Origin of the sequence: Clostridium thermobutyricum DSM 4928 (assembly GCF_002050515.1) — a bacterium.
Lineage (GTDB): Bacteria > Bacillota > Clostridia > Clostridiales > Clostridiaceae > Clostridium > Clostridium thermobutyricum.
Genome location: NZ_LTAY01000107.1, coordinates 1 through 1,692, shown reverse-complemented (window position 1 = coordinate 1,692; position 1,692 = coordinate 1). Strand labels below are relative to the sequence as shown.

Annotated in this window: 3 protein-coding genes; all 3 read right to left on the bottom strand. The window is 31.7% G+C overall.

The window, feature by feature from the left end:
• Positions 1–820, bottom strand: an 820-nt coding sequence (locus CLTHE_RS15775; protein WP_143324101.1) for an urease subunit alpha, incomplete at its 3' end; no start/stop codon positions are given.
• On the bottom strand, positions 820–1,143 hold the full coding sequence (ureB, locus tag CLTHE_RS15770) for an urease subunit beta (RefSeq protein ID WP_080024231.1): 324 nt from the start codon (positions 1,141–1,143) through the stop codon (positions 820–822). The genes CLTHE_RS15775 and ureB, both read right to left, overlap by 1 nt.
• A gap of 18 nt (positions 1,144–1,161) precedes the next feature.
• Positions 1,162–1,464 (bottom strand): urease subunit gamma, encoded by a 303-nt coding sequence (locus CLTHE_RS15765; RefSeq protein ID WP_002596961.1) that lies wholly within the window; start codon positions 1,462–1,464, stop codon positions 1,162–1,164.
• Positions 1,465–1,692 lie beyond the last annotated feature (228 nt).

Sequence of the window (1,692 nt, the reverse complement as noted above, 5' to 3'; positions counted from 1 at the left end):
TGTGTATTACTCTTCCTTCAATTGAATCTATAGTATGTTCAACGAATCCAGCTTCATTTAAAGTATCAGTGTGGATTGAAACTTGAACATCATATTTATCAGCAGCTCTAAGTGAATAATCTATTGCAGATTTTGTAGCTCCCCAGTCTTCGTGAATTTTTAAACCACAAGCTCCAGCTTCGATTTGTTCTCCGTTAACTTCTACGTTAGCTCCACTACCTTTTCCTAAGAATCCAATATTTATTGGTAGTGCTTCAGCTGATTGGATCATTCTTTCTATATTCCAAGCACCTGGAGTACAAGTTGTAGCATTTGTTCCATCATTTGGTCCAGTTCCACCACCGATTACAGTAGTTATTCCACCTTCTAATGCTACTCTAACTAAATCTGGGCTAATATAGTGTACGTGTGTATCAATTCCACCAGCAGTTAAGATTAATCCTTCTCCTGCTAAAGCTTCAGTACTAACACCTACTATGAAATCTACATTATCCATTCCTAATGGGTTTCCACCTTTTCCTATAGCAGCTATTTTACCATCTTTAATACCGATATCAGCTTTATAAATTCCTGTGTAGTCAAGAATTGTAACTCCTGTAATTATTAAGTCAACTACTTTAGGATTTTTTCTAGTTTCAATAGAGTTTTGTCCCATTCCATCTCTTAGAGATTTTCCTCCACCGAACTTACATTCATCTCCATAAACAGTTAAGTCTTTTTCTATTTCTATAAAAAGATCAGTATCTGCTAATCTTATTTTGTCACCTTTAGTTGGTCCAAATAAATCAGCATAGCGTTTTCTATCTATTTCAAAACTCATTACTTTCTTCTCCCTTCATCTAAGTATCCGTCTACTTGGTTATTTAATCCGTATACTCTTCTAACTCCGGCAATATCAATTAAATTAACTTCTTTTTCATCACCTGGTTCAAATCTAACTGCTGTTCCAGCTGGTATATCTAATCTCTTTCCGTAAGCTTTTTCTCTATCAAATTTTAATCCTGTATTAACTTCATAAAAATGAAAATGTGAACCAACTTGAACTGGTCTATCAGCTTCATTTTTAACTTTTATTTTGATAGCTTCTCTACCTTCGTTATATTTTATAGTTCCTTCACCTAAAATTATTTCACCTGGTATCATAATTTAACCTCCTTACTATTATTGAATTGGATCATGTACTGTTACTAGTTTAGTTCCATCAGGGAAAGTTACTTCTACTTGAACTGTATGTATCATTTCTGGAATTCCTTCCATTACTTGATCTCTTGTTAAGATTTTTCTTCCTTCGTCCATTAGATCAGTAACACTTTTACCTTCTCTAGCACCTTCCATTATTTCATCTGTTATTAAAGCAACAGATTCTGGATAATTTAGCTTAAGACCTTTTTTCATTCTTCTTCTTGCAACTTCAGCTGCAACAACGATCATAAGCTTCTCTTGTTCACGCATTGTAATTCTCAAGAACATCTCCTCCTAACATTGTTTGATTACAACTTTGATTATAAACCACTAATATTTAAAATTTAACTATCAAAAAATTTTTTATAAAATTTATAACATTTTATATTTTACGTTCACATTTTACTGATTCGTCATTTTTTTAAATTTTTTTAGTTTCATTTTTTTCCATAAAACTTCTAATATGTTGCAATATAAAGCTTTATATATAATGAATAAAATATTAATTAT

Coding starts and splice junctions, on each gene's coding strand:
- ureB (WP_080024231.1), bottom strand. CDS start 1,143: ATGATACCAGGTGAAATAATTTTAGGTGAAGGAACTATAAAATATAAC.